Source organism: Arthrobacter sp. E44 (assembly GCF_041877125.1).
Taxonomy (GTDB): Bacteria; Actinomycetota; Actinomycetes; order Actinomycetales; family Micrococcaceae; genus Arthrobacter.
This window is the reverse complement of sequence record NZ_JBHDJA010000062.1, coordinates 1-1072: the sequence shown is the minus strand read 5'-3', so window position 1 is coordinate 1072 and position 1072 is coordinate 1. Positions and strand designations below refer to the sequence as shown.

Here is a 1072-nt window from a genome sequence, read left to right as displayed (position 1 = left end):
TGTACTGAGTCAGGACGTTGGTTACATCGTGAATAGGTGAAGACCTCTTAGGTTGGTGGTTACCACACACAGCCAACGACTAAGAGGTCTTCATGTCCCACCGTAATGCCCGGCTGACTCCGAACGGTAGACGGATCATCATCGAGCGTATCCTTGCCGGCCGTCCCGTCGCCCACGTTGCCAAGGAGATGGGTATCTCCAGGACCTGCGCGCACCGTTGGATCAGCAGGTACCGGGCCCACGGCTGGGCCGGCCTCGAGGACCGCAGCTCCCGCCCAAGGTCGTGCCCGAACGCAACCTCAGCGGAAGTCGTTGCGGATGTTCTGACCCAGCGCGTCGAGCACCGCGAGGGACCTGCGGACCTGGCCTTGCGCTGCGGCACGAGCGCCCGGACGGTCTCCCGGATCCTGGCCCGCGCGGGCATGCCCAGACTGTGGGACCTGGACCCGGTGACCGGGGTACGGATTCGGGCATCCCGGGCGACCGACCGCCGCTACGAACGCGACGCTCCCGGGGACATGATCCACATCGACGTCAAGAAACTGGGCCGAATCCCGGATGGCGGGGGCTGGCGGGCAGACCCGAATCAGTCTGCCCGCAATCATTCAACAGGCCACTCAAGGGTCGGTTTTGACTACGTCCACGTGGCCGTGGATGACCACTCCCGCTTCGCCTACGCCGAGGTCCTGCCCGATGAGAAAGGCGCGACCTGCGCAGGATTCCTTACCCGGGCCGCGGCAGCCATGGCAGCCCACGGCGCACCCGTCAAAAGGGTCATGACCGATAATGCCTTCGCCTACCGGCTCTCGAAAGATTTCCAGGACGCACTGACTGCGCTGGGCGCCAAACACATCCTGATCAAACCCCGCCATCCCTGGCAGAACGGCAAAGCAGAACGCTTCAACCGCACCCTCCAGGAAGGCTGGGCCTACCGTCAACCCTTCACCTCAAACCAGGCCCGCACAGACGCTCTGCAGCCTTGGCTAGACTTCTACAACAACCACCGGCCCCACGGCAGCCTCGGAGGCAACCCACCGATCAGCAGGTGCAACCAACCTACTGACTGAGTACA

Annotated in this window: 1 protein-coding gene; it reads left to right on the top strand. The window is 63.6% G+C overall.

Going from position 1 to position 1072, the window contains the following annotated elements; all coding sequences use genetic code 11:
* Nucleotides 1–92 precede the first annotated feature (92 nt).
* The gene (locus ACETK3_RS21315; protein ID WP_237428856.1) at nt 93–1067 is read left to right on the top strand and encodes an IS481 family transposase; all 975 of its coding nucleotides are present in this window, start codon (nt 93–95) and stop codon (nt 1065–1067) included.
* Nucleotides 1068–1072 lie beyond the last annotated feature (5 nt).

Excerpts from the sequence above, each read along its gene's own strand:
- ACETK3_RS21315 (WP_237428856.1), top strand. The coding sequence starts at position 93 with ATGTCCCACCGTAATGCCCGGCTGACTCCGAACGGTAGACGGATCATC.